Source organism: Indiicoccus explosivorum, assembly GCF_002167005.1.
Taxonomy (GTDB): domain Bacteria; phylum Bacillota; class Bacilli; order Bacillales_A; family Planococcaceae; genus Indiicoccus; species Indiicoccus explosivorum.
In genome coordinates this window covers 19,186-40,414 of record NZ_NHTN01000042.1, presented here as the reverse complement: position 1 = coordinate 40,414, position 21,229 = coordinate 19,186, and the positions used below count along the sequence as shown (strand labels likewise).

The 21,229-nt window shown below is 51.7% G+C and carries 21 protein-coding genes and 1 pseudogene; 13 read left to right on the top strand and 9 right to left on the bottom strand.

Annotated features, from left to right (window positions below; translation table 11 throughout):
• The first annotated feature begins 52 nt into the window (after positions 1-52).
• Positions 53-805, top strand: a complete 753-nt coding sequence (map, locus tag CCE92_RS12070; protein ID WP_088008219.1) for a type I methionyl aminopeptidase — start codon at positions 53-55, stop codon at positions 803-805.
• Positions 806-817: 12 nt separating this feature from the next.
• On the opposite strand, the gene CCE92_RS12065 is transcribed toward map, so the two are convergent.
• Positions 818-1,522: a TspO-related membrane protein gene (locus CCE92_RS12065; RefSeq protein ID WP_338152472.1), complete on the bottom strand. Its 705-nt coding sequence runs from the start codon at positions 1,520-1,522 to the stop codon at positions 818-820.
• Positions 1,523-1,825: 303 nt separating this feature from the next.
• Here CCE92_RS12065 and CCE92_RS12060 point away from each other — a divergent pair, with 303 nt between their 5' ends.
• The gene (locus CCE92_RS12060) at positions 1,826-3,619 is read left to right on the top strand and encodes a M3 family oligoendopeptidase (protein ID WP_088008215.1); all 1,794 of its coding nucleotides are present in this window, start codon (positions 1,826-1,828) and stop codon (positions 3,617-3,619) included.
• Between the two features lie 2 nt (positions 3,620-3,621).
• On the top strand, positions 3,622-4,170 hold the full coding sequence (locus tag CCE92_RS12055) for a GNAT family N-acetyltransferase (RefSeq protein ID WP_088008213.1): 549 nt from the start codon (positions 3,622-3,624) through the stop codon (positions 4,168-4,170).
• Positions 4,171-4,776: 606 nt separating this feature from the next.
• On the opposite strand, the gene CCE92_RS12050 is transcribed toward CCE92_RS12055, so the two are convergent.
• The 3 genes from CCE92_RS12050 to CCE92_RS12045 form a co-directional block, all read right to left on the bottom strand.
• Entirely contained in the window at positions 4,777-5,346 is a 570-nt protein-coding gene (locus tag CCE92_RS12050; protein WP_088008211.1) for a beta-class carbonic anhydrase, read from the bottom strand.
• Positions 5,347-5,432: 86 nt separating this feature from the next.
• A complete protein-coding gene (locus CCE92_RS16055; RefSeq protein ID WP_164474950.1) occupies positions 5,433-5,573 on the bottom strand; it encodes a hypothetical protein in 141 nt (46 codons plus the stop codon).
• 86 nt (positions 5,574-5,659) lie between these two features.
• Positions 5,660-6,892 (bottom strand): aminopeptidase, encoded by a 1,233-nt coding sequence (locus CCE92_RS12045; protein WP_088008210.1) that lies wholly within the window; start codon positions 6,890-6,892, stop codon positions 5,660-5,662.
• A gap of 153 nt (positions 6,893-7,045) precedes the next feature.
• Between CCE92_RS12045 and motA the strand changes: the two genes are divergently transcribed.
• The 6 genes and pseudogenes from motA to CCE92_RS12015 all read left to right on the top strand — a co-directional run bounded on the left by motA (position 7,046) and on the right by CCE92_RS12015 (position 13,330).
• Positions 7,046-7,864, top strand: a complete 819-nt coding sequence (gene motA / locus CCE92_RS12040; RefSeq protein ID WP_088008208.1) for a flagellar motor stator protein MotA — start codon at positions 7,046-7,048, stop codon at positions 7,862-7,864.
• Positions 7,833-8,587: pseudogene (gene motB, locus CCE92_RS12035) on the top strand (flagellar motor protein MotB). Before motA ends, motB begins: the two are co-directional and overlap by 32 nt.
• 235 nt (positions 8,588-8,822) lie before the next feature.
• Positions 8,823-9,917 carry a carbohydrate kinase gene (locus CCE92_RS12030; protein WP_088008207.1) on the top strand — a complete coding sequence of 365 codons (1,095 nt, stop codon included), beginning with the start codon at positions 8,823-8,825 and terminating at the stop codon, positions 9,915-9,917.
• Positions 9,914-10,846, top strand: coding sequence for a pseudouridine-5'-phosphate glycosidase (locus tag CCE92_RS12025; RefSeq protein ID WP_088008205.1), 933 nt, complete (start codon positions 9,914-9,916; stop codon positions 10,844-10,846). Before CCE92_RS12030 ends, CCE92_RS12025 begins: the two co-directional genes overlap by 4 nt.
• 184 nt (positions 10,847-11,030) lie before the next feature.
• On the top strand, positions 11,031-12,338 hold the full coding sequence (locus CCE92_RS12020) for an FAD-dependent oxidoreductase (RefSeq protein WP_088008203.1): 1,308 nt from the start codon (positions 11,031-11,033) through the stop codon (positions 12,336-12,338).
• Positions 12,338-13,330, top strand: a complete 993-nt coding sequence (locus tag CCE92_RS12015) for a class I SAM-dependent methyltransferase (RefSeq protein WP_241536020.1) — start codon at positions 12,338-12,340, stop codon at positions 13,328-13,330. Before CCE92_RS12020 ends, CCE92_RS12015 begins: the two co-directional genes overlap by 1 nt.
• Positions 13,331-13,365: 35 nt before the next feature.
• Here the strand turns inward: CCE92_RS12015 and CCE92_RS12010 are convergent, their stop codons facing one another.
• Both CCE92_RS12010 and CCE92_RS12005 read right to left on the bottom strand, forming a co-directional pair.
• Positions 13,366-13,587: a DUF1128 domain-containing protein gene (locus CCE92_RS12010; protein WP_088008201.1), complete on the bottom strand. Its 222-nt coding sequence runs from the start codon at positions 13,585-13,587 to the stop codon at positions 13,366-13,368.
• A 39-nt stretch (positions 13,588-13,626) separates the two neighbouring features.
• A complete protein-coding gene (locus CCE92_RS12005; protein ID WP_088008199.1) occupies positions 13,627-15,009 on the bottom strand; it encodes an alanine/glycine:cation symporter family protein in 1,383 nt (460 codons plus the stop codon).
• Positions 15,010-15,184: 175 nt separating this feature from the next.
• Between CCE92_RS12005 and CCE92_RS12000 the strand changes: the two genes are divergently transcribed.
• Positions 15,185-15,667 (top strand): YtxH domain-containing protein, encoded by a 483-nt coding sequence (locus CCE92_RS12000; RefSeq protein ID WP_088008197.1) that lies wholly within the window; start codon positions 15,185-15,187, stop codon positions 15,665-15,667.
• A 58-nt stretch (positions 15,668-15,725) separates the two neighbouring features.
• Here CCE92_RS12000 and CCE92_RS11995 read toward each other — a convergent pair whose 3' ends face one another.
• Positions 15,726-15,932 carry an SE1561 family protein gene (locus CCE92_RS11995; RefSeq protein WP_088008195.1) on the bottom strand — a complete coding sequence of 69 codons (207 nt, stop codon included), beginning with the start codon at positions 15,930-15,932 and terminating at the stop codon, positions 15,726-15,728.
• A gap of 501 nt (positions 15,933-16,433) precedes the next feature.
• On the opposite strand from CCE92_RS11995, the gene CCE92_RS11990 reads away from it, so the two are divergent.
• On the top strand, positions 16,434-17,624 hold the full coding sequence (locus CCE92_RS11990; protein ID WP_088008193.1) for an MFS transporter: 1,191 nt from the start codon (positions 16,434-16,436) through the stop codon (positions 17,622-17,624).
• 29 nt (positions 17,625-17,653) lie between these two features.
• On the opposite strand, the gene rlmD is transcribed toward CCE92_RS11990, so the two are convergent.
• Together rlmD and CCE92_RS11980 are read right to left on the bottom strand one after the other, a co-directional pair.
• Positions 17,654-19,018, bottom strand: a complete 1,365-nt coding sequence (gene rlmD, locus CCE92_RS11985) for a 23S rRNA (uracil(1939)-C(5))-methyltransferase RlmD (protein ID WP_088008191.1) — start codon at positions 19,016-19,018, stop codon at positions 17,654-17,656.
• Between the two features lie 53 nt (positions 19,019-19,071).
• Positions 19,072-19,959 carry a TIGR01777 family oxidoreductase gene (locus CCE92_RS11980; RefSeq protein WP_088008189.1) on the bottom strand — a complete coding sequence of 296 codons (888 nt, stop codon included), beginning with the start codon at positions 19,957-19,959 and terminating at the stop codon, positions 19,072-19,074.
• Between the two features lie 135 nt (positions 19,960-20,094).
• Between CCE92_RS11980 and recX the strand changes: the two genes are divergently transcribed.
• The gene (recX, locus tag CCE92_RS11975; RefSeq protein WP_088008249.1) at positions 20,095-20,901 is read left to right on the top strand and encodes a recombination regulator RecX; all 807 of its coding nucleotides are present in this window, start codon (positions 20,095-20,097) and stop codon (positions 20,899-20,901) included.
• Positions 20,894-21,229: a YfhH family protein gene (locus CCE92_RS11970; RefSeq protein ID WP_088008187.1), complete on the top strand. Its 336-nt coding sequence runs from the start codon at positions 20,894-20,896 to the stop codon at positions 21,227-21,229. Before recX ends, CCE92_RS11970 begins: the two co-directional genes overlap by 8 nt.

Genomic DNA, 21,229 nt, shown 5'->3' with positions numbered 1-21,229 from the left:
GGATCCTTATGATATAGTTAATGAGAGAAATCGGCTGAAAGAAGGGTATTGCATGATCGCAAAGACTGAACAGGAAATCGAAGCACTGAAAAAGGCTGGACAAATGGTTGCGAAAATCCGTGAAGAAATGAAAGCGGCAGCCAAGCCCGGCATCACGACAAAAGAGCTGGATGAACTGGGCGGCCGGCTCTTTGAGGAACTCGGCGGGGTTTCAGGGCCGAAAGACCAGTATGATTTTCCGGGTTTCACGTGCATCAGTGTCAATGAGGAAGTCGCTCATGGAATTCCGGGCAAACGCGTCATCCAGGAAGGGGACTTGGTCAACATCGATGTCTCCGGATCGATGGACGGATATTTCGCGGATACTGGGATCTCCTTCGTGGTCGGGGAAGGACACGAAGAGAAGCAGGCGCTGATCGATGCGGCGGCCCACGCATTTGAACGGGCCATGACAAAAGTGAAGCCAGGCTCCAAATTGAACCAGATCGGAAAAGCCGTGGAACGGGAAGCGAAGGACCGCGGCCTGTTCGTCATTAAAAACCTGACAGGCCACGGCATTGGAAAATCCCTCCACGAAGAGCCCCAGCACATACTCAATTACTATGATGCCTGGGAAAAGGTTCTGTTGAAAGAGGGGATGGTCCTTGCTGTCGAACCTTTCATCTCCCAAAAAGCGGAACACATCATCGAATCAGGGGACGGCTGGACATTCATCACGCCGGATCAGTCGCTCGTGGCGCAGATTGAACATACTGTCCTCGTGACTAAAAACGGGCCGCTCCTGCTGACGGAATTGGCCGAATAAAAAAGACCTGCGCTATGCAGGTCTTTTTTTTATGAAGAAAATACCGACGAGCAATACACCGCTCAGGAATAAAGAAGCCACTGAGACGAGCATTTCATTGAAGCCGTTCTTGACGGCAATGCCGATGAAAAGCCAGATGAAGACAACAGGATAAGCGATGTCTGCATAGTGGAAACGGACGTGGAGTGCGGCCGCGGCGGCAATCGTCATCATGATGACTGTCCAAAGAGCATCACTGATTCCCCATCCGCTCCAGCTGTAATACGTCAGCACATAGGCGGTATTCGATATGAATATAGCTGTCACCCAGCCAAAGATGACCGATATGGGAACCCGCTGGCGGCTGCCTGGTCCGTATTGAAAATAGAGGCAGGCCAGCGCAAGGAGGTAGCCTGCCGCCAGCACAAGTGCCAGCAAGAAATGACCGTAGTGCCAGGCGGCCAGCCAGCTGATATGGAAAAATCCGCTGGCGATAAATAGAAAGGATACACGCCGGGACGGCCGCCCTTTTCCGGATGCGTTTTTCCAATAAAAAGCAGCCCAGCGCACCAGCAGTAAATAAATCACGATCCAGATTAAAAGTGCATAGCCTGCGGGCATAAAGAGGACAGGCAGGCGTTCTGCGATTTCGCCGGTCGTCCGGCCGTTGAGCGGCATAAAAAAAGAAGCCAGGCTCATGGCGATCATTCCGGCGAGCGCCAGTGTCAAGAGCAGCACACGGACCAAAACAATCACTCCTTTGTTTCATTTAAGTATAACCGCCACTGGGTAGGACAACAATTGACAAGAAACCGAACTTTTCAGGTAAAAAAGTCAAGGAAGAGGAAGTCTCAAGGAACAGGCACGATCTGAAGGGCGTCAATAATGGCTGATTTTTTGAAGTGAAGGCGGAAAGGGCGGACAAAGCGGACAGAGTCCCGGATGACTGCACCCCATCTGAGTGCCACAAGGAATTAACCGTGCTATACTTGTATTGTTTTCAGAAGATACGAGCAAGTTGGAAGGAGCGGAATAGTGCCCATGAGGTATGAAGAAAAATGGGACTTGGATTCGATTTTCCAAGGCGGAAGTCAATCCGCGCAATTACGGGAACACTTGAAAGACACTGCCGGAAGAATTGGCGCACTCGACTTGGAGATCGGACGGACGGCTGAATTTCAGTCAGGCGAATCGGCACCGGAAGCGGTGAAACTTTTGGCGCTCGTAAAGCAGGCCGCGCTGCCGCTCAGTCAGGCTGCGTCTTTCATCGGCTGCCTTCAGGCCCAGGATACAGCGGACAGAACGGCCGGACTGCTCCAGAGTGAACTGACACAGTTGAGCGCACAGTTCGAGTCGGCCATGAAGCGGCTGGAACAGCTATTGGTCCGGACGTCTGATCCAGTCTGGGAAGAGCTGACCGGACGAAAGGAATTATCGGAATTCCGGTTTATTTTGAACGAATGGCGGGAGCAGGCGAAACTGCAGCTCTCTGAACAGGAGGAACAGCTGATCAGCGCGCTCAGCACAGACGGCTATCACGGCTGGAGCCGGCTTTACGATATGCTTGTCAGTGATATTCATGTGGAACTCGAAGCAGAAGGTGAAAAGAAAAAGCTCTCCGTCGGTCAGGCGGAAAATTTAAGTTCCCATAGTGATGAATCCGTCCGCAAGGAAGCATTTGAAAAACTGGAAGAAGAATGGAGCCGCAAAGAAAATTACTTCGCGGAGACATTGAATCACATCGCAGGATTCCGGCTGTCCGTCTATCGCCGGAGAGGCTGGGACGATGTGCTTCAGGAACCCCTTCACCTCAACAGGATGAGCCGCGGTACGCTGGATGCCATGTGGAATGCCATTAGCCGTCATAAGGCGCCATTCAGGAGATATTTGGATAAAAAAGCGAGACTTCTCGGCAAAACGAAACTGGACTGGTTCGACCTTGATGCCCCCACAGCAAAAAGTGCGGGGAAACTGCCTTACCAGGAAGCTGCGGAATTTATTCTGAAACATTTCGGGAGCTTTGGTTCCGAGTTAGCGGATTTCAGCCGGAAAGCGTTTGAAGGCGGATGGATCGAAGCGGAAGACCGGCCGGGAAAAATGCCGGGCGGATTCTGTACGGGTTTCCCCCAGTCCGGACAGTCGAGGATATTCATGACATACAGCGGGTCGATGTCGGGTGTGTCGACTCTTGCGCATGAACTCGGTCATGCTTTTCATTCCTTCGCCCTTCAGCCGGTCCATTACTTGAACCGGCAATATGCAATGAACGTCGCCGAAACGGCTTCGACTTTTGCAGAGATGATCGTGGCGGATGCGGCGGTCAGAGAAGCGGCGACAGAAGATGAAAGACTGGCCCTGCTCGAAGATAAAGTGCAGCGCAGTGTCGCATTTTTCATGAACATCCATGCCCGATTCCTTTTTGAGACCCGTTTCTACGAGGAACGGAAGTCGGGCTTCGTACCGGCGGAAAGGCTGAATGTTCTGATGGAACAAGCCCAACAGGAAGCGTTTGCAGACGGATTGTCTTCCGTCCATCCGCACTTCTGGGCATCGAAACTCCACTTTTATATTACAGATATCCCTTTCTACAATTTCCCGTACACTTTCGGATATCTGTTCTCACTCAGTGTCTACGCGAAAGCGCTTGAGGAAGGTGAAGAGTTCGAACAAAAGTACATTTCCCTGCTTCGGGATACGGCGGTCATGACGACGGAAGAACTCGCACTGAAGCATCTTGGGGAAGACATTACGCAAGAAACGTTTTGGGAGAAAGGCATCTCTCTTTGCGTGGAGGATGTGGAAGCGTTTCTTGAATTGGCATCTGTGAGGGGATAGTTATGAAATTGCTGCTTAGCGGCCAAAAGTGCTACATACGGGTCATGGCGCCTGAAGATGCAGAGGAGATGGTCGAGCTTCTCTTACGGAACCGGGATTACTGGTCCATTTACGAGCCGCGTCATCAGGACAGTTACTTCACTGTCGCCGTCCAGCGGCAGAAAATAAGAGAAGCCCAGTACCAGATGCGGGAAAACCGGGAATACAGCTTCGGTATCTATGAGCATGGGACAGATCGGCTGATTGGCCATATCTCGCTATACAGCATTAAACGGCTCCCGTTCCTGAATGCACTGGCCGGTTATTCGGTCGATGAACGTGTTGCCGGAAAAGGCATTGCGACCGAAGCCCTTCAGCTCCTGCTTGATTTCGGCTTTGAGCAGCTGAACCTGCACAGGATCGAAGCATACGTTTCACCGGACAATCTGGGTTCCATCCGGGTTCTTGAAAAGACAGGGATGCAGCGTGAAGGCCTATTGCGCGAATTCCTCTTCATCAACGGGAAATGGCGCGATCATTACCATTACGCCATGCTGGAAAGGGATTTTTGAAAGGGTAAGGCCGCCTGGCGCATCTGGCGGAAAGAAATCAGGCGCTTTTTTACAGACTGAATAAAAAAACCGCGATTGTCGAGAAAGAAACAATAACCGTTTTATCTACTACGTTCTGCACTGTTTCCAAGAGAACTTGCCGGTTCAGAAAAGGGGGAACCCGGCCCTTTCCGCAGACGGACGGTCGAGCCTCCTCACGCGCTGACACGCGCTCCGGGGTCTCTTCCATCCGTTATTCTGCCGGAGTGGCCGAGATTCCTCCCTTTTCTTTCCCGCACCTTTTCCTGAAGAGAATAGCGATGATTGTATGGCATCTCCTGTTCCATGTTGACGGAAAGCTGCTGAACAGCAAAAGTGACGTCAGACCGGGACAGTTTCCGTGAGACATCCTGCTAGTGCTGTTGCATCGGCAGATTGCCGCAAAACCGCCGGCCGATGCGAAGGAACGGATTCTGCGAGACGCCTGCAAGCAACTGCGGCAAAGGCATCGCCACGACTGTTTGCGACGAGCAGCGCAGGAGCAAGCGAGCAGATCCGGAGCGAAACAATTGGCCGGCGGCTGTCCCAACTCTTTTTCAACAGCCTGAAAAACCGCTGAGCTCGGGCTCAGCGGTTTTCTTCATATCCGTTAATGACAAGGTCCAGTTTTCCGGTGCCCGGGTCGATGACCAGTCCATGGACGGGAACCGCCTTGTCCATAAATGGATGCTGCCGGACCATCTGGACGCTGTGGCGCACGCTGTCCTGCACATTGCTGAACCCTTCGAGCCACTGGTCGACGTCAATACCGGAAGCGCGGACAATGTCCAGCGTCTCGTCTGTAATTCCCCGTTCCCGCATTTTCGCGAGCATCGGTTCCGGCTTGAGTGCGGACATCCCACAGTCATGGTGGCCGACAATCAGCACTTCATCCGCATTCAGCTCGTACACTGCCACAAGAAGGCTCCGCATGATGGAACCGAATGGATGATTGACGATCGCTCCAGCGCTTTTCAGCATTTTCACATCGCCGTTTTTGAGGTTAAGCGCTTTTGGGAGCAGCTCCACCAGCCGTGTGTCCATGCACGTAAGGACGACCACTTTTTTATTGGGGAACTTGTCGGTCACAAATTCTTCGTACTTCTTGTCCGCTACGAACCGTTCGTTGAATTCCAGCATTTCCTCAAGTCTCGTCATTTCTTTCATCCTTTCTTCGGCCGGGTCTGTCCGGCAGGGAATAAACCAAGAAACCGGACCTATATAAGCAGGCCCGGTTTCCGCATTCAGTATTTTTCAGCCGGTTTCGGATCCACTTTTTCTGCATCATGTCCAACCACTACACGTGAAATGAAGAACATGTTCGCAAAAATAACCACTGTGATCAGCGCCATGAAACCGATGACGGTCGTCAAATATAAAAGCATCAACGTCAGCTCCTCTCACTGAAAAGTTTGCTTACTGTCCATTATACCCGATTTTCAGCAGGAGGTTAAGTGGCGAAAATGGGAAATCAGAACGCCCAGTTGCCGTTCCGGTAAACCGGCTCTTTTGTTCCGTCTTCCCGGATGCCATCGATATCCATATCGGCACTGCCGATCATGAAGTCGACATGCGTGATGCTCTGGTTGAGCCCGTGCTGCTGGAGTTCTGCCGGCGTCATCGATTTTCCGCCTTCGATGCAGAACGCGTAGGCGGAACCGATCGCCAGGTGGTTGGACGCATTTTCATCGAACAGCGTGTTAAAGAACAACGTGCCCGTATCTGAAATAGGGGACTGATGCGGGACGAGCGCGACTTCCCCGAGATAATGGGAGCCTTCATCCGTTGCGACCAGTTCTTTCAGCACTTCTTCGCCTTCATCGGCTGTGACATCCGTGATGCGTCCGTCTTTGAAAGTCAGCTTGAATCCGTCTATGATATTGCCTCCGTAACTGAGCGGCTTCGTGCTTGTGACATAGCCATTGACTCCTGTCTTTTCCGGAACAGTGAACACTTCTTCCGTCGGCATATTCGCCATGAAAGTATCCCCTTTTTCATTCACTGAACTGGCTCCGACCCAGAGGTGCCCTTTAGGGAGTGCGATCGTCAGATCCGTTCCGGGTGCCCGGTAATGCAGCTTTGCGTACTTCCGTCCGTTCAAGTACTCGACTTTCTCGTGGAGTGCCGCGTCATGCTGTTTCCAGGCGTCGACCGGTGAATCCTGATCAGCGCGCACCGCTTTGAAGATCGCTTCCCAAAGCGCCGGGACCTGCTCGTCCTCGGGGAGCTGCGGAAACACTTTCGATGCCCAAGCGGCGGATGGAGCGGCAATGACAGTCCAGCTGATTTTATCGGATTGGACATACTGCCGATATTTATCCAGTGCTTTTCCGGCTGTTTTCTGGAACGTCGAAATCCGTTTAGAATCGATGCCCTTCAATAAATCCGGGCTTTGTGAGGCGATGGACATGAATGCGGCGCCTTGATCGGCAAGCTGCTCTCGCTGCTGGACGAGCCAATCCGGAAATTCTGTAAAGGAATTTTCCGGTGCCAATTCATAGCGGGCGCGGGTGATTTCATCATCATTCCAATCGACATGGACCGTCCGGGCGCCGGCTTCGTAAGCTTTTCTTGTAACGAGCCGCACGAAGGGCGCTGCCTGGATGGATGCGGATATGTAGAGCTGCTGGTCGGGCTGGATGTTGACGCCGACTTTAACGGCTAATTCCGCATACCGGTCCAGCTTTTGTTCAAACGTTGTCAAGACAATCTCCCCCTTTTCCTTCTAATAGTAGCAACTTTTTGTCAAACACTGCAACTTCAGCGGAGTGAACAAGGAAGAAAGTTTCCGGCGGGCGTTAAAAATCTCGGGAATCTGCCGTAATAAAGGAAAGAAAGAGGATTTGGGGGTACTGGAATGGATTTTGCAACAGTAATCGGTGTAGTCGTCGGAATGGTGGCGGTATTGGCAGGTATGATATTTAAGGGGGTCACTCCTGACGCCCTTTTGAACCCGGCTGCGATTCTGATCATCCTGTTCGGAACGGCAGGGGCGGTCATGATCGCTTTCCCGGTCAGCGAACTTAAGCGGATACCGAAACTGTTCGGCATTTTATTCAAAGAAAAAGAGAACCAGTCGGATGGCGAGGTGATCCGGCTGTTCTCGCAACTGGCAGACACGGCGAGAAGGGAAGGGCTGCTTTCACTTGAAGGACAGGCATCGGAAGTGGATGACCCGTTCCTCAAAAACGGGCTCTCGCTTGCGGTGGATGGTCAGAGCGCCGAGTACATCCGGGACGTGCTGACCGAAGAAATCGAAGCGATGGAAGAGCGTCATGCCGGCGGAGCGCTGATTTTTGCGCAAGCCGGTACTTATGCACCGACGCTCGGCGTCCTGGGGGCGGTCGTCGGCCTGATTGCGGCACTTTCGGACATGAACGACATTGAAAAGCTCGGACACGCGATTTCCGGTGCGTTTATCGCCACCATGCTCGGGATCTTCACAGGTTATGTACTTTGGCATCCGTTCGCCAATAAATTAAAGAGAAAATCGAAACAGGAAGCCAGGCAGAAGATGATGGTTGTCGAAGGAGTGCTGTCCATTCTTGAAGGGGAAGCACCGCGCGTCATCGAGCAGAAGCTTGCATCCTATCTGCCGGCCAGCGAGCGCCAGAAGATCTTAGAAGAGAGAGAGGCGGGTTTCGTTGGCCAAGAGACACAGAAAGCGACATCATGACGACCATATCGATGAATCCTGGCTCATTCCCTATGCCGATCTGCTGACATTGCTGCTGGCACTTTTCATTGTCCTGTTCGCATCAAGCACAATCGATGCCCAAAAATTGCAGCAGATGAGCCAGGCGTTCAATGAAATTTTCGAGGGATCGGACGGTGCCATGGAATTCAATACGCCCGTTCCGGCTGAGATGCCGCTGTCGGAGACATCCGCTCAATCCATGGAATTGTCAGAGGATCAGGAATCGCTTCAGGAAATCAAAAAACGGTCGATGCCTACATCCGGGAAGGACAGCTGGAAGGGAAATTCGAAACCGCTTTAACACCGAAAGGCTTACTGATAACCATCCAGGACAGCGTGCTGTTCGACCCGGGAAAAGCGGAGATCAAGCCGGAACATCGGCAAGTGGCGATGGACGTCTCCCGTCTGCTTGAATTCGATCCCCCGCGTGCCGTCACCATCAATGGCCATACTGATAATGTGCCGATGAATACCGCTGAATTCAAGTCCAACTGGGATCTCAGTGTCATGCGGGCAGTCAATTTCCTCCAGCTTGTCACTGAGAACGACAAGCTGGACCCTCACTGGTTCAGCGCGAGAGGATACGGAGAATACAGTCCGATAGCGCCGAACGACACAGCAGCCGGACGCGCTCAGAATCGCCGTGTCGAAATCTTGGTCGAACCGCTCGAAAAGGAGAAGGTTTCGGAAGCAGCCGAATAGAAGAGAGCATCCGCCGGAGGACTGGTTCCGGCGGATTTTCCTGTTTACTGGAGTCCCGCCGGACAAGCACAGTCCGCAGAAAAGGTATCCACTTGTTCACAGGACAGACGCGTCTAGCACAAAGAGGCATGAATTGCAGAGGCATAGTTTAATTTTTAATTTTCTGGCCAAAGTTCTTGCATATAATTTTATAAAAGTTTATGATTAAAACAAATGTTTAAGACGGAGGTGCGAAATGAACCGAAAAGAGGAAGAAGTGCTGGAACTGATCCGGCTGAATCCATATATGTCACAGCAGGAAATGGCTGAAAGGCTCGGGATGTCCAGGCCATCTCTTGCCAACATGATTTCCGGGCTGATCCGGGAAGGTAAAGTGCTGGGAAGAGCCTATATGCTTCCGGCAGGAGGGACGGTTGTCTGCATCGGCGGAGCGAACGTCGACCGGAAATTCCAGCTTTCAGAACCGCTTCAAATGGGGACGTCCAATCCGGTGAGCGCAGCTAAAAGCGCAGGCGGAGTCGCAAGGAACGTAGCGGAGAATCTGGGCCGTCTGGGACACGAAGTGAAACTGATGTCCATCGTCGGGCGTGACAACGACTGGCAGACAATCGAAGAAAGCTCCAAGCCGTTCATGAGCCTTGAGTTGACGGAAACGCAGCGTGATTTGCCGACAGGCTCCTATACGGCCGTACTGGATACGGACGGCAACATGCTGTTCGCCATGGCCGACATGGAAATCTGTGATTACTTGGATCCTGAGCATTTGAGCCGCTACGAGGGGCAGCTTCTTGCGGCATCCCTTATTGTCATGGACTTGAACTGCCCTGCAGAATCAGTGAGCTACGTCCAGCAGTTGGCCGAATCACGGGAAATACCGCTGGCTGTCATTGCAGTTTCATCTCCTAAGATCGATCGCCTCGGTGAAACGCTCCGGGGAATCACGTGGTTCATCTGCAATAAAGATGAAGCGGAAGCTTACACGGGTGAAACGATCGAGACGGAAGAACAGTGGCGGCGTACGGCATGGGAATTCATCGATCTCGGTGCACGGAATGTGGCGATCACTTGGGGCGAAAATGGAGTCATGGCAGGGAATATCCAAAACATCCGCCATTACAGCGTAAAACCCGCGAAAGTCATGCGGGATGTCACCGGAGCAGGGGATGCGTTCACATCAGCACTGCTCCATGGCTATCTGAACGGATTCGAGTTCGAGGATATCGTGAAAGCGGGTCTGACGAATGCGGCGAAGACGCTTCATTCACCGCTGACGGTCCGGCAGGAACTTACTGCATCAAGACTGAAAGAAGAGATGGAGGAGAAAGAATGAAAACTGCATTGACGTATACAAGCGAAGTAAAGGAAGCTCTGGACACGGGAAAAGCGGTCGTCGCTTTGGAATCCACCATCATTTCACACGGCATGCCGTATCCGCAAAATGTCGAAACCGCCCGCGAACTGGAAAAAATCATCCGGGAAGCCGGGGCGGTCCCGGCGACCATCGCCTTGATGGACGGGAAAATAAAGATCGGCCTGACGGATGAAGAACTGGAGATGCTCGGAAACAGCAGTGATGCAGCGAAGGCATCACGCCGGGATATCGGTTACTTGCTTGCGACGAAGCAGACAGGGGCCACAACCGTAGCTGCCACAATGATCTGCGCAGATCTTGCCGGCATCCGGATCTTTGCGACCGGCGGAATCGGCGGTGTCCACAGAGGGGCGGAAACGACAATGGATATTTCTGCGGACTTGGAAGAACTCGGTCAGACGAATGTGGCTGTTGTCTGTGCCGGAGCCAAATCGATCCTTGATCTCGGCCTGACAATGGAGTACCTGGAAACAAAAGGCGTCCCTGTCATCGGTTATCAGACAGACAAGCTGCCGGCATTTTACACCCGCTCAAGCGAATTCGATGTGACATACCGGTCGGATGATTTGTCGGAAATCGCTTCTTCACTCCATATAAAATGGTCTCTCGGCCTCGATGGCGGTGCGGTGATCGCTAATCCGATCCCTGAAGATGAAGCAATGAGCAAGTCTTTCATCGATTCAGTGATCGCTGAAGCACTGAAAGAGGCGGAGAAAAATGGAATCCGAGGGAAAGACACCACTCCGTTCCTGTTAGGGAAAATAAAAGAAATGACAGAGGGCAAGAGCTTGGAAGCCAATATTGCACTGGTCAAGCATAACGCCGCAGTCGGGGCGGCACTGGCCGTGCGGTATGCGGAAATCCAGAAAAATTCTGCTGCTGAGTAAAGAAAACGGAGAAGCTGAGCTGTAATACCTTGTCAGAGAATGGTCGGTTCATATATGAACCGGCCATTTTTTTATTTAAATCCAGCCTTTTTTCCATCTGGTGATCAAGAATGGACGTGCAGAGCGGCGGGATAGGTTTCTGCTCCGCTCTCCTTCGGGTAGAGAACAGGAAGGGGTGAAGCGAATGAGAACGGAAGTATTCATAAGCGGCGGCGGTGTCGGCGGTCTGACATTGGCGTTAAAATTGGTCAACCGCGGAATAGATGTCATCCTTGCCGAGAAACTGACAGGAGAAACACCCGTCTACAAAGGGGAACTGCTTCAGCCCAAGAGTATGCAAATTTTCGACCGGCTCGGAATCGGCGAGGAAATCCGATCCCATGCAAATAGCATCCGGATTCTCGATCTGCTCGAGCTCTCAGATTCCCTGCAAGTAGAGAAGCGCTCCTATATGGATTACAGCATACTGCCCGGCCGCTACAACAGTGCTTATATGGTCAGGCACGAGAAATTGAAGTCCATCATCCGCGAGGCGGCGATGGCACATCCGAACTTCCGCTATTTCAGCGGTATGCCCTGTAAGGAACTGACAGAAACAAAAGCGGTCCTGCAGCGCGGCAAAGAAAAGCTGACTGTCGAAGCCGATTATTTTTTCGGAGCGGAAGGGAGAGCTTCTGTTACGAGGAAAGCGATGGGGATTACGGTCAAACCGACTGAGTACAATCATCACTTCCTGACGGTCACGTTCCCTAGGCGGCCCGATTTTACAGAAGGAAGGATCATCTCGACTTATAACCGTTTTCTTGGCCTGTTTCCATTGCCCGGTAATGAAGTGCGTAGCGTTTACTTGATTTCTCCCGGTGCCTATAAGGAACTGAAAGAACAGCCGGTACAGTATTTCCATAAGATGTATACGGATTTGGCGCCATCTGTCGATGGGTATGTGCAGCACATTACCGACTGGAAAAAGATCCAGCTGATGATTCCCATCTCTTATCATTCGCCTAAGTACATAGCGGGAAATAAGGCGATTTTAGGAGATGCGGCACACGCTGTCCATCCGATGGCGGGGGAAGGCATGAACATGGCGATCCAGGATGCAGATATCCTCGGAGAGCTTACGGCGGACATGCTGGAATCGGGGGAGAAAGATCCCGTCAATCTTCAGTGGTACGAGCGGGTCCGGTATGGCAGGGCCAGCTACACGCTCCGTTTGAGTCATTTGTCGGCACTGGCTTATTCGTTTCCGTACAGACCAGTCAGCTATATCCGGCGGCGGACATTCGAACGAATGGAAGAAGATCAGATTCTCCATTTTAAACAAATGCTGAATACATCGGGAATGGGAATTTGGAAAGAAAACACTAGGGACCGGCTCGTCCAGAGCGGACTCCTCCCGAGAAGGCGCCCGACTTTACCGGAAGAACTGAAAAAGCAAAAACTATTCAGGAAAGCAGATGATTATCCATGGAAAGCAGAGTGGAATTTATGATGGATCTAATGAAAATGGTGAGAGCCAGGACCTACATGAAACGGAATGAGCCGTTCTTAGCGAGCTGGCATGCGTACGTCGGCTACGAACTTGACCTCTTCACGGTCTTCGACCGGCCGTTTACAATCAATGATGTAGCGGACGCCCGTGGAATCGATGAAGCGCTGCTGGATCAGTGGGTGAAGGTCGGGGTATCGGTCGGACACTTAAAGCGGGCCGGCCGTGACCGGTTCCGCACCCGCAATAAATGGAAACTCCCGAGAAGGAAAGGAGAGAATTCATCAGGCATCATTTTAAAAGAAATGATGGAACTCCACATCCCGGCTCTTTTAAGCTATCCGGAAATCATGAGAGGCGGCGAGCGCAATCATTTTGATGAACTGCGGCATGCAGACATGGTGGCGGAAACAAGCCGCCTGCTGGAAGCGGCGGCTATCGGGAAAGTGGCGAAGCAGCTGAAGACGATGCATGGAGGCACTGTGCTGGACCTTGGATGCGGGGAAGGCGGCTATATTAAAATGCTTGCCAGGCGATTTCCGAATGTGGAATTTATCGGCGTCGAAGTGAGCGGTTCGGTTGCCCGCACAGCACGTGAAGTGACAGCGGAGTGCAGGAATGTGACGATCGTTAATAGCGACCTCTGGACTTTCCAGCCTGAAAAACAGCCGGATGTTATTTTACTGAACAATGTACTGCACTATATCGGTCTCGAAAAACGCGCGGAACTGTTCAGGCAATTGGCAGGCTGGCTGCCTGAGAATGGTCTTTTATCAATCGTGACCCCCATCGCCGGCCAGATCGACAGCCCGCCTTTTGCGCACGCATTCAATAGTTTTTTCTCATCATTCGATAATCTGTACAGACTGCCATCGGAGCAGGAGCTGAAAGAATGGGGAGTGGAAGCCGGCTTTGAATTCCTCGGGTTTCAGACAGTCATTAAAGAAGGCAGCTGGTATATGGCGCAGTTCCGGAAGGAATTCCAGGAAGTATGAAAAAGGAGACCCGCCAACCGGCAGGTCTCCTTTTTTTACTTCCGAAGAGAAGCAAGTTCTGATGCGATGGCCTGCATTTCATTCGGGCTGAATGATTTGCGCGCCTGGACCATTTCATATAAATCCCGCAGATCATCATAGCGATTTATGTCGAAATGCTCTGGTTTCATCGCATCCGCATTCACGAGCCTCAGTTTTTCCTTAATCGAAGTGATCATGAATGAAATGTTTTCATCGGTCGGTTTAGACAAATCCATGATAAGTTCCTGCCTTTCAGTTTACTGGTACTTATCATTTCACTGTTCTACTGCGCTGTCAACGGGCTCGGTCCCTGATTTTTCTGCTTTGATTTTATCAGTGATGCGTTTCGTTTCAACAACGATGACTCCTGAAAGCCCCAGAAGACCGATCAGGTTCGGGATAGCCATCGCAGCGTTCATGACGTCAGCGAACAGCCAAACGATACCGAGCGGCACAACGGCTCCGACGAAAACGAATGCCACATAGACGATCCGGTAAACGACCAGAAGTCTTGAACTACGGAACAGATACTGGAAACATTTTTCGCCGTAATAAGCCCACCCGACAATCGTCGAAGAAGCGAAGAACAAAAGTCCGATAGTGACCAGGATCGGTCCGATGTCGCCAAGGAAAAAGCCGAATGCCTGGTTCGTCAAAATGCCGTCATCGACGTTGAGGCCCCCTCCGTATAAACCGGACATGACGATGGTGAGTCCGGTGATCGAACAGATGATGAGTGTATCGAACAGCACTTGTGTCATAGATACGAGTGCCTGACGTCCCGGCAGATCAGTTTTCGCGGCAGCCGCTGCGATCGGCGCGGAACCGAGGCCGGCTTCGTTCGAGAAGACTCCACGGGCGACACCGTAGCGGATAGCGGCACCGATTGCGCCCCCGGCAGCCGCTTCACCTGTGAATGCTGCGGAGAAGACGATGCCGAATGCTTCCGGAACCAGGCTGAAGTTCATGATCATTACGATAAGTCCTGCAGCGATATAGAAAATAGCCATGATCGGTACGAAATAAGCAGTGACCTTACCGATAGTTTTAATTCCGCCAATGATGACGAGCGCAGCGAACACTGTCAGCACGATTGCAGTGATCCACGGCGATACGCCGAACGTGTTCTCCATCGTTGTAGCTACGGCATTCGACTGAACGGTATTCCCGATACCGAAGGCGGCAACAGCGCCGAAAATTGCGAACAGCACTCCGAGCCATTTCTGTTTCAAGCCGCGTTCCAGATAGTACATCGGCCCGCCGGCCATTTCGCCTTTATCATCCGTGATACGGTATTTGACGGCCAGCACGGCTTCCCCGTATTTGGTCGCCATCCCGAAGAATGCGGAAACCCACATCCAGAAAAGTGCGCCCGGTCCCCCCAGGGCGATCGCCGCTGCCACCCCGACAATGTTACCGGTTCCGACAGTAGCTGCCATAGCGGTAGTGAGCGCAGCAAAATGTGAAATATCCCCTTCAGAACTTTTGTCCTGCTTGGACGGTGAGAACACGAGTTTCAGCGCATCAGGTAAAAGCCTGAGCTGGACGAGGCCGAGCCGGATCGTCAGGAAAATCCCCGTTCCAACAATAAGTATGAGCGCCGGTACTCCCCATAGGACGCCCGATAGCCATGTTAAGCTATCTTCCAACCAAACCATCTTACTTCCCCCTTTTTTATCATGCATATTATGTAGTGCTTCAGTTAAATATTTCAAAAATTCAGTTCCCCGTCAAGCCCTATCTGAGAAAAATAAAATCCGAAGTTTACTTTTTAAAGAATCAGGGAAAAATTCACTAAGGACAGATTGATGATAAGATTAGGAGGGTTTTGGAATGGCAAAAAACAAACTGATGACAGGCGTAGTGCTCGGAGCTCTTGCGGGGGCGGCAGTATCCCTGCTCGACAAGCGCACCCGCCAGGATGTAATGAACAAATCGAAAAAGCTCGGAAATAATGCTTCGTATTATGCGACAAATCCGAGTGAGCTGAAAAATTCCGTACAGGGGCAGGTGACTAGAGCGCAGGCCCTGTATCAGCATGTACAGGACGATGTCCAGAACGTCACAGAGAAAGTGAACGAATTGAAAGAACTTACCCCTGAAGTGAAGGACATGGCGAAGGAAACGAAAGAGACCTTCATGGAAACGAAGGACGCTGTGAAGGACGCTAAAAAAGATGTCGTGGAAGTTCTCCACGAAGATCCTCAAAAGCTGGAGCAGGAAACGAAATCCGACAGCGGTTCTTCAAGCTCAGGCAGCGGCAGCTCTTCGAATTCGGGCGGCAGCGGATCTTCTTCTCAAAACAAGACACAGTAACCCAACGAAAAAAAGAAGCAGGATGGCCGAATCATGGGTCATCCTGCTTCTTTCTATATTAGTCAGTTTCTCCGTCCTCCGGAGATTTTCGCCCTTTGAATTCCTGCAGTTTCATATCCATGTCATCAACAAGCCGGATCAGCCGATCAATGTCTTCCAGATCTGTCTCTTCAGGTTCTATTGAATCAAGGACATTCAAGAACATATTCAGCCGCTGTTTCATGTACTGTACTTGCTGCTCTTGTCCAGTAATGGATTTTCCCAAAATAGTACACCTCGCTTTTTCCGTTCCTATCGTAGCCCATTCTGTTACCCGTTTCAATGAAGAAGGCAAAATCCAGGCGAAAAAGCGGAAAGGAGCAGTTTGGAACACGGAAGGGGAGGTTAAAAAATAAAAAAATATTAATTGTAAACATTTACTCTATTCTGAACTTATGGTAAGGTAGGTTTAATCAATCAGGAGAGGAGGCGGGGATTGAGTTGACAAAACCATTCATTAATTCTTGAATGAAGGGGGGATGCGACCAATTCGGCGCCTTTGGAGCCGTAAGAGGCTAGTATGAAGAAGTGATCGACATCAAGGACATAGAGGCTCAGCCGCGAATCATCGTCAGATGCGGCTGGGTTTTTTGTGTTCTTACTTTATTCACTCAATAGAGGGCCGGCCAGCCTTCCTTCCAATGAGGCGTCAGCACAGTTCTTGTGCTAAAATGAATGCCGGCATCTTCAGCGGCTGTGCTGGAGATACACGCATAGGGAGGTCGCCATGGCAGATTTTACACAAAAAGAGAAACTGCGTTTTTGGGTTCTCGTCATCATCGTCGCAATCTCCGGATTTTCACAAGGAATGCTGCTGCCCCTCATTGCGGTCATTTTTGAACAGGACGGCGTCTCTTCTTCCTTGAACGGATTGTCAGCGACCGGGTTATACATAGGAATTCTGATCATTTCTCCTTTTATGGAACCGCAGATCCGAAAATTCGGATACCGGCCGGTCATTCTCACGGGCGGCGGACTGGTCATCGCTTCGCTGTTTTTATTTCCGCTCTGGAAAAGTGTGCTGTTCTGGTTCTTTCTGAGAATGATCATCGGTATCGGAGACAACATGCTCCATTTCTCGACGCAGACGTGGATCACCAGCTTTTCGCCCCAGCACCGGCTTGGTAGGAACATCGCTATCTATGGTTTATCGTTCGGTGTCGGATTCGGTGCCGGCCCATTGTTCGTGCCGCTTGTCAATGTTTTCGAAGGGTTGCCTTTCATCATATCCGGTCTGCTTTGCCTCGCCGCCTGGTCGCTCGTTTTCTGGCTTGAGAATGATTTTCCCGAGTCTGCTTCAAGTGAAGTGACCGTGCTCGGTATTTTCCGGCGTTCGAAAGAGGCGGTCGCTGCCGCCTGGATCGCTTTCCTTCCGCCGCTCGGGTACGGATTCCTGGAAGCTTCCCTGAATGCGAGCTATCCGGTCTACGCACTCCGGCAATCGCTCGATGTTTCGTTCGTCTCCATTCTACTGTTTGCCTTTTCAGCAGGTGCGATTGTGACTCAGATACCGCTTGGTTCTTTAAGCGATCGGATCGGAAGGCGCCCGGTCCTGCTGCTGGCGCTTGGCGGCGGCGCATTTTTCTTCATGGCCGCCGGATTCGCGGAACAGTCTGAGTGGCTGCTGTTCATCCTGTTCATCGCAGCGGGAATGTTCGTCGGCTCCACGTTCTCACTCGGCATCTCCTATATGAGTGACCTGACGCCGAAGGAACTGCTGCCGACCGGTAATTTGCTGTGCGGTGTGGCGTTCAGTCTCGGCAGCCTGTCCGGCCCGTTCCTCGGCGGTCTGTTCATCCAGTACGCTGAGGGCGTCAGTTTCCTGCTGATGATCGGCCTGATGCTGGCGGCCATGTTCTTCCTGGTCCTGTTCGGCCGGGCGAATAAACCACAGGCGGAGACAAAATCCGCGCAGTAAAAAAACGCTTGGGAATCCAAGCGTTTTGTTCATTTACGGACGAGTTTTACGACCGCTTCGATTTGGGCTGTCTGCGGGAACATGTCGACCGGCTGGATGTATTCCGCTCTGTAGACTTTCAGCAGCTGCTGCAAATCCTTCGCTAATGTCGAAGGGTTGCATGAAGTGTAGATGAACCGTTTCGGCTTCACTTTCAGTATGGTCTTCAGGAGCGGGTCGGCGAGCCCGGTCCGAGGCGGATCCACGGTCAGGACATCAGGGACGTATCCTTCCTTGCGCCATTTTTCCAGCCACTCTTCGGCAGTGCCGGTGACATATAAGGATTTGAACCCATGGTGGGCGGCGTTCCGCCGGGCGTCTTCCACGCTTTCCTGAATGACATCCATACCGCGGATTTCTTTTGCGCCATCCGCCAGCCATAAGCCGATACTTCCTACCCCGCAGTAGGCATCCACCACGGATTCCTTGCCGGTAAGGGAAGCGGCTTTTTTGATTTCATTATAGAGATTGACCGTCTGCTCAGGATTCAGCTGGAAGAACGCCCTTGCAGACAAGTCGAAAGAAAGGCCGTCCAATTTTTCATTGATGGTGTCCTTCCCGTGTAACGTAATGGATTTTTCACCGAAAATGAGGGAAGTTTTTTCAGGATTGATGTTCTGGACAATCGATACGATTGATGGGTCAATCGCTTTCAGCCGATCCAGAAGCAGCCGCTTTTTAGGCAGGTCCCGGCGTGTCGTCACTAAGACGAGCTGGATCTGGCCGGTTTCAAGGCCGACACGGACAACAATCGTCCGGATAAGGCCCTTCATCGATTTTCCATCATAGATCGGTATCCGCAAGTCTTCGAGGACTTGCTTGGCGGCGTTCGTGATTTTGGTCGTCACCGGATGCTGGACGATGCACTGGTCGATATCGAGAAGCTGATGGGAGCCTTCTGCGAACAGGCCGGCCATCACTTTTCCATCCTTGGCGCGGACTTGGAACTGGCTTTTATTGCGGTAATGCCAAGGATTGTCCATGCCGATCGTCTGGCGGACTTCAATTTCTGTGCCTTTTACATACCGTTCCAGTGCCTGGACGACAAGGTCGCGTTTCTCGATCAGCTGCTGAGGATAAGCGAGATGCTGCAGCTGACACCCGCCACATGCTGTGTAAATCGGGCAAGGGGGATTCTGACGATGAGGTGAAGGCTTCCGGACTTTCAGGATCCGCGCCTCTGCAAAATTCCTTTTTACAGCGGTCACTTGGGCCGTCACTTCTTCGCCGGGGAGAGCCCCCTGGACAAATACGACGTTGCGTTTGAAGAAACCGACGCCTTCGCCATTAATGCCGAGCCGCCGGATGGTCAAAGGAAACTTTTGTCCGGTCTCCATTACAGGTTTTTCTTTCATGGTTTTCAGTCACGCCCTTCAAAGTGCATCCCTTCATTATACAGACCTGCCGTTCAGGAGTAAATATCCCGGAGTGCCAGACTGAGATCGGGGAAACGGAACTCGAAGCCTTCCCGCAGCAGGAGGGCGGGCACTACCCGCTGCCCCTCGAGGACCAGCCTGCTCTTGTCCCCGAGAGCCAGTTTGAGCGCGGCGGACGGTACAGGCAGCCAATGCGGCCGGTTCAAGGCATTGCCAAGCTCTTTTCCGAATTGGCGCATCCGGCTTGGGTGCGGAGCAGTGACATTGAATGGTCCCCGGATCTTTTCGCTGTCAATTGCAAAAAGGACGGCCCGTGCAGCGTCATGGACATGCACCCAGGAAAGCCATTGTCTTCCGCTTCCGACTGTACCGCCGACAAAAAGCTTATAAGGTAAAGACATGAGCGGAAGTGCGCCGTCCCCTTTTCCGATCATAACCCCGAACCGGGCCATCGCCGTCCGTGTGCCATGTAATGCGGCTTTGGCGGCAAGCTGTTCCCATTCAATGACGGTCCGGGCAAGGAAATCATTGGCCCGTTCAGTTGATTCTTCTGTGTACGTTGCGGTTTCAGAAGCCGGATAGATGCCGACCGCACTCGCATTGACCAGCACGCGGGGCGGTTTATCGAGCGTTCCGATTATCCGGAGCACTTCCTGGGTCGCTTCCATCCGGCTTCTGTAGATCTCCCGCTGCTGCTTTTTGCCCCAGCGGCCGTCATTGATCGAGGAGCCGGCAAGGTTGATGATGGCATCTACCCCCTCGAGCGGTTTCCCGGGATTATCACCTGGCCGAAGCCAGCCAATATCATATCTGTTTTTAGGATTTCTTGTTAAAATATAAACGGTATCTCCGCGTTCTCGGAGCAGCAGTGCGAGTTCCTGACCGAGGAAGCCGGTGCCGCCGGTAATCGCTACTTTCATCGTCATCCCTCCAATTATGACTATCATACCCCATAGCGGGCAGAAACATGCAGCGGTATAAGCCGTGCTGGCATCATGAAAGGACAGGCTTGCCGGACCAAGGTGTTATAATATGAAAGAAACGGGGTGCAGGGCGTGCCGATCATCACGAAAATTTCTCAGCAAAAAAACAATAAAGAACGGTTTAACATTTTTTTGGATGAAAAATTCGCGTTTGGCGTCGATGAAGCGATCCTTGTCCGCTATGGGCTGACGAAAGGCAAAGAACTGGATCAGTGGACGATCGAAGAAATGGTGTTCGATGATCAAGTCTCGAAAGCTTTCAATAAAGCACTGACATACTTAAGCTTCCGGATGCGGTCGGAAGGGGAAGTCCGGAAAAAACTGAGGGATGCCGAATACGGCGATGCAGTTGTCGACGAAGCTGTTAAAAAGCTGTACAAGCTGAATTTTCTTGACGATAAAGCATTCTCGGAAGCCCTTTTGAACACCCAAGTGCGGACCGCTAAAAAAGGTCCGAGAGCCATTCAGCAAGATCTCAGACAGAAAGGCGTCGACAAAGCGGTCACACAGGAAGTGCTCGGGGAGTACACAGAGGAAGAACAGCTGAAGACGGCAGGGGCTCTCGCGGGAAAAATCGCCAAGCGCGAATCCGGCAAGACGCCGGCTCAGATCCGGCAGAAAATAAACGATGCCCTTTTGAGGAAGGGTTTTTCCTATTCGATCATCAGTCCCGTCATCGAAGCACTTGACCTCGAGAAAGAAGATGACGAATGGATGGAACTTGCGATGAAACAAGGGGATAAATTATGGGATAAACACAGCCGGAAACTTACGGGAAGCGACTTGAAACTCAAAGTGAGGCAAGGGCTTTATCAAAAAGGTTTCCCGGGTGATGTCATCAGCCAGTACTTGGATAAAAAGGAGAACGAAAATGACTGAACAGGAAAAGAACTACCGGGACATGAACGAATATGAGCTTCAAAGCGAAATTGCGCGGCTTCGGGAAAAAGCAAGAAAAGCTGAACAGCTCGGTATATTGAATGAGTTTGCGGTGTATGAGCGGAAAGCGATCTTGGCTGCCTCTTATCTGGTGGATCCGGAAGATATCAAAAAAGGGGAGATGTACCGGATCGAAGGGGATCCGGATACGTATTTCCAAGTTGATTACTTGAAAGGCCGTTTTGCGTGGGGGTACCGCCTTGGCGGTGAAAAGCACACTGAAGCGCTGCCGATTTCGATGCTCCGCCCGCTGAAGGAAGGGAAGTGA

What these genes read in the sequence shown, in the direction of transcription:
- map (WP_088008219.1), top strand. Translation starts at nt 53, where the DNA reads ATGATCGCAAAGACTGAACAGGAAATCGAAGCACTGAAAAAGGCTGGA.
- CCE92_RS12060 (WP_088008215.1), top strand. Translation starts at nt 1,826, where the DNA reads ATGAGGTATGAAGAAAAATGGGACTTGGATTCGATTTTCCAAGGCGGA.
- CCE92_RS12055 (WP_088008213.1), top strand. Translation starts at nt 3,622, where the DNA reads ATGAAATTGCTGCTTAGCGGCCAAAAGTGCTACATACGGGTCATGGCG.
- CCE92_RS12050 (WP_088008211.1), bottom strand. Translation starts at nt 5,346, where the DNA reads ATGACGAGACTTGAGGAAATGCTGGAATTCAACGAACGGTTCGTAGCG.
- CCE92_RS16055 (WP_164474950.1), bottom strand. Translation starts at nt 5,573, where the DNA reads ATGCTTTTATATTTGACGACCGTCATCGGTTTCATGGCGCTGATCACA.
- motA (WP_088008208.1), top strand. Translation starts at nt 7,046, where the DNA reads ATGGATTTTGCAACAGTAATCGGTGTAGTCGTCGGAATGGTGGCGGTA.
- CCE92_RS12030 (WP_088008207.1), top strand. Translation starts at nt 8,823, where the DNA reads ATGAACCGAAAAGAGGAAGAAGTGCTGGAACTGATCCGGCTGAATCCA.
- CCE92_RS12025 (WP_088008205.1), top strand. Translation starts at nt 9,914, where the DNA reads ATGAAAACTGCATTGACGTATACAAGCGAAGTAAAGGAAGCTCTGGAC.
- CCE92_RS12020 (WP_088008203.1), top strand. Translation starts at nt 11,031, where the DNA reads ATGAGAACGGAAGTATTCATAAGCGGCGGCGGTGTCGGCGGTCTGACA.
- CCE92_RS12015 (WP_241536020.1), top strand. Translation starts at nt 12,338, where the DNA reads ATGGATCTAATGAAAATGGTGAGAGCCAGGACCTACATGAAACGGAAT.
- CCE92_RS12010 (WP_088008201.1), bottom strand. Translation starts at nt 13,587, where the DNA reads ATGGATTTGTCTAAACCGACCGATGAAAACATTTCATTCATGATCACT.
- CCE92_RS12005 (WP_088008199.1), bottom strand. Translation starts at nt 15,009, where the DNA reads ATGGTTTGGTTGGAAGATAGCTTAACATGGCTATCGGGCGTCCTATGG.
- CCE92_RS12000 (WP_088008197.1), top strand. Translation starts at nt 15,185, where the DNA reads ATGGCAAAAAACAAACTGATGACAGGCGTAGTGCTCGGAGCTCTTGCG.
- CCE92_RS11990 (WP_088008193.1), top strand. Translation starts at nt 16,434, where the DNA reads ATGGCAGATTTTACACAAAAAGAGAAACTGCGTTTTTGGGTTCTCGTC.
- rlmD (WP_088008191.1), bottom strand. Translation starts at nt 19,018, where the DNA reads ATGAAAGAAAAACCTGTAATGGAGACCGGACAAAAGTTTCCTTTGACC.
- CCE92_RS11980 (WP_088008189.1), bottom strand. Translation starts at nt 19,959, where the DNA reads ATGAAAGTAGCGATTACCGGCGGCACCGGCTTCCTCGGTCAGGAACTC.
- CCE92_RS11970 (WP_088008187.1), top strand. Translation starts at nt 20,894, where the DNA reads ATGACTGAACAGGAAAAGAACTACCGGGACATGAACGAATATGAGCTT.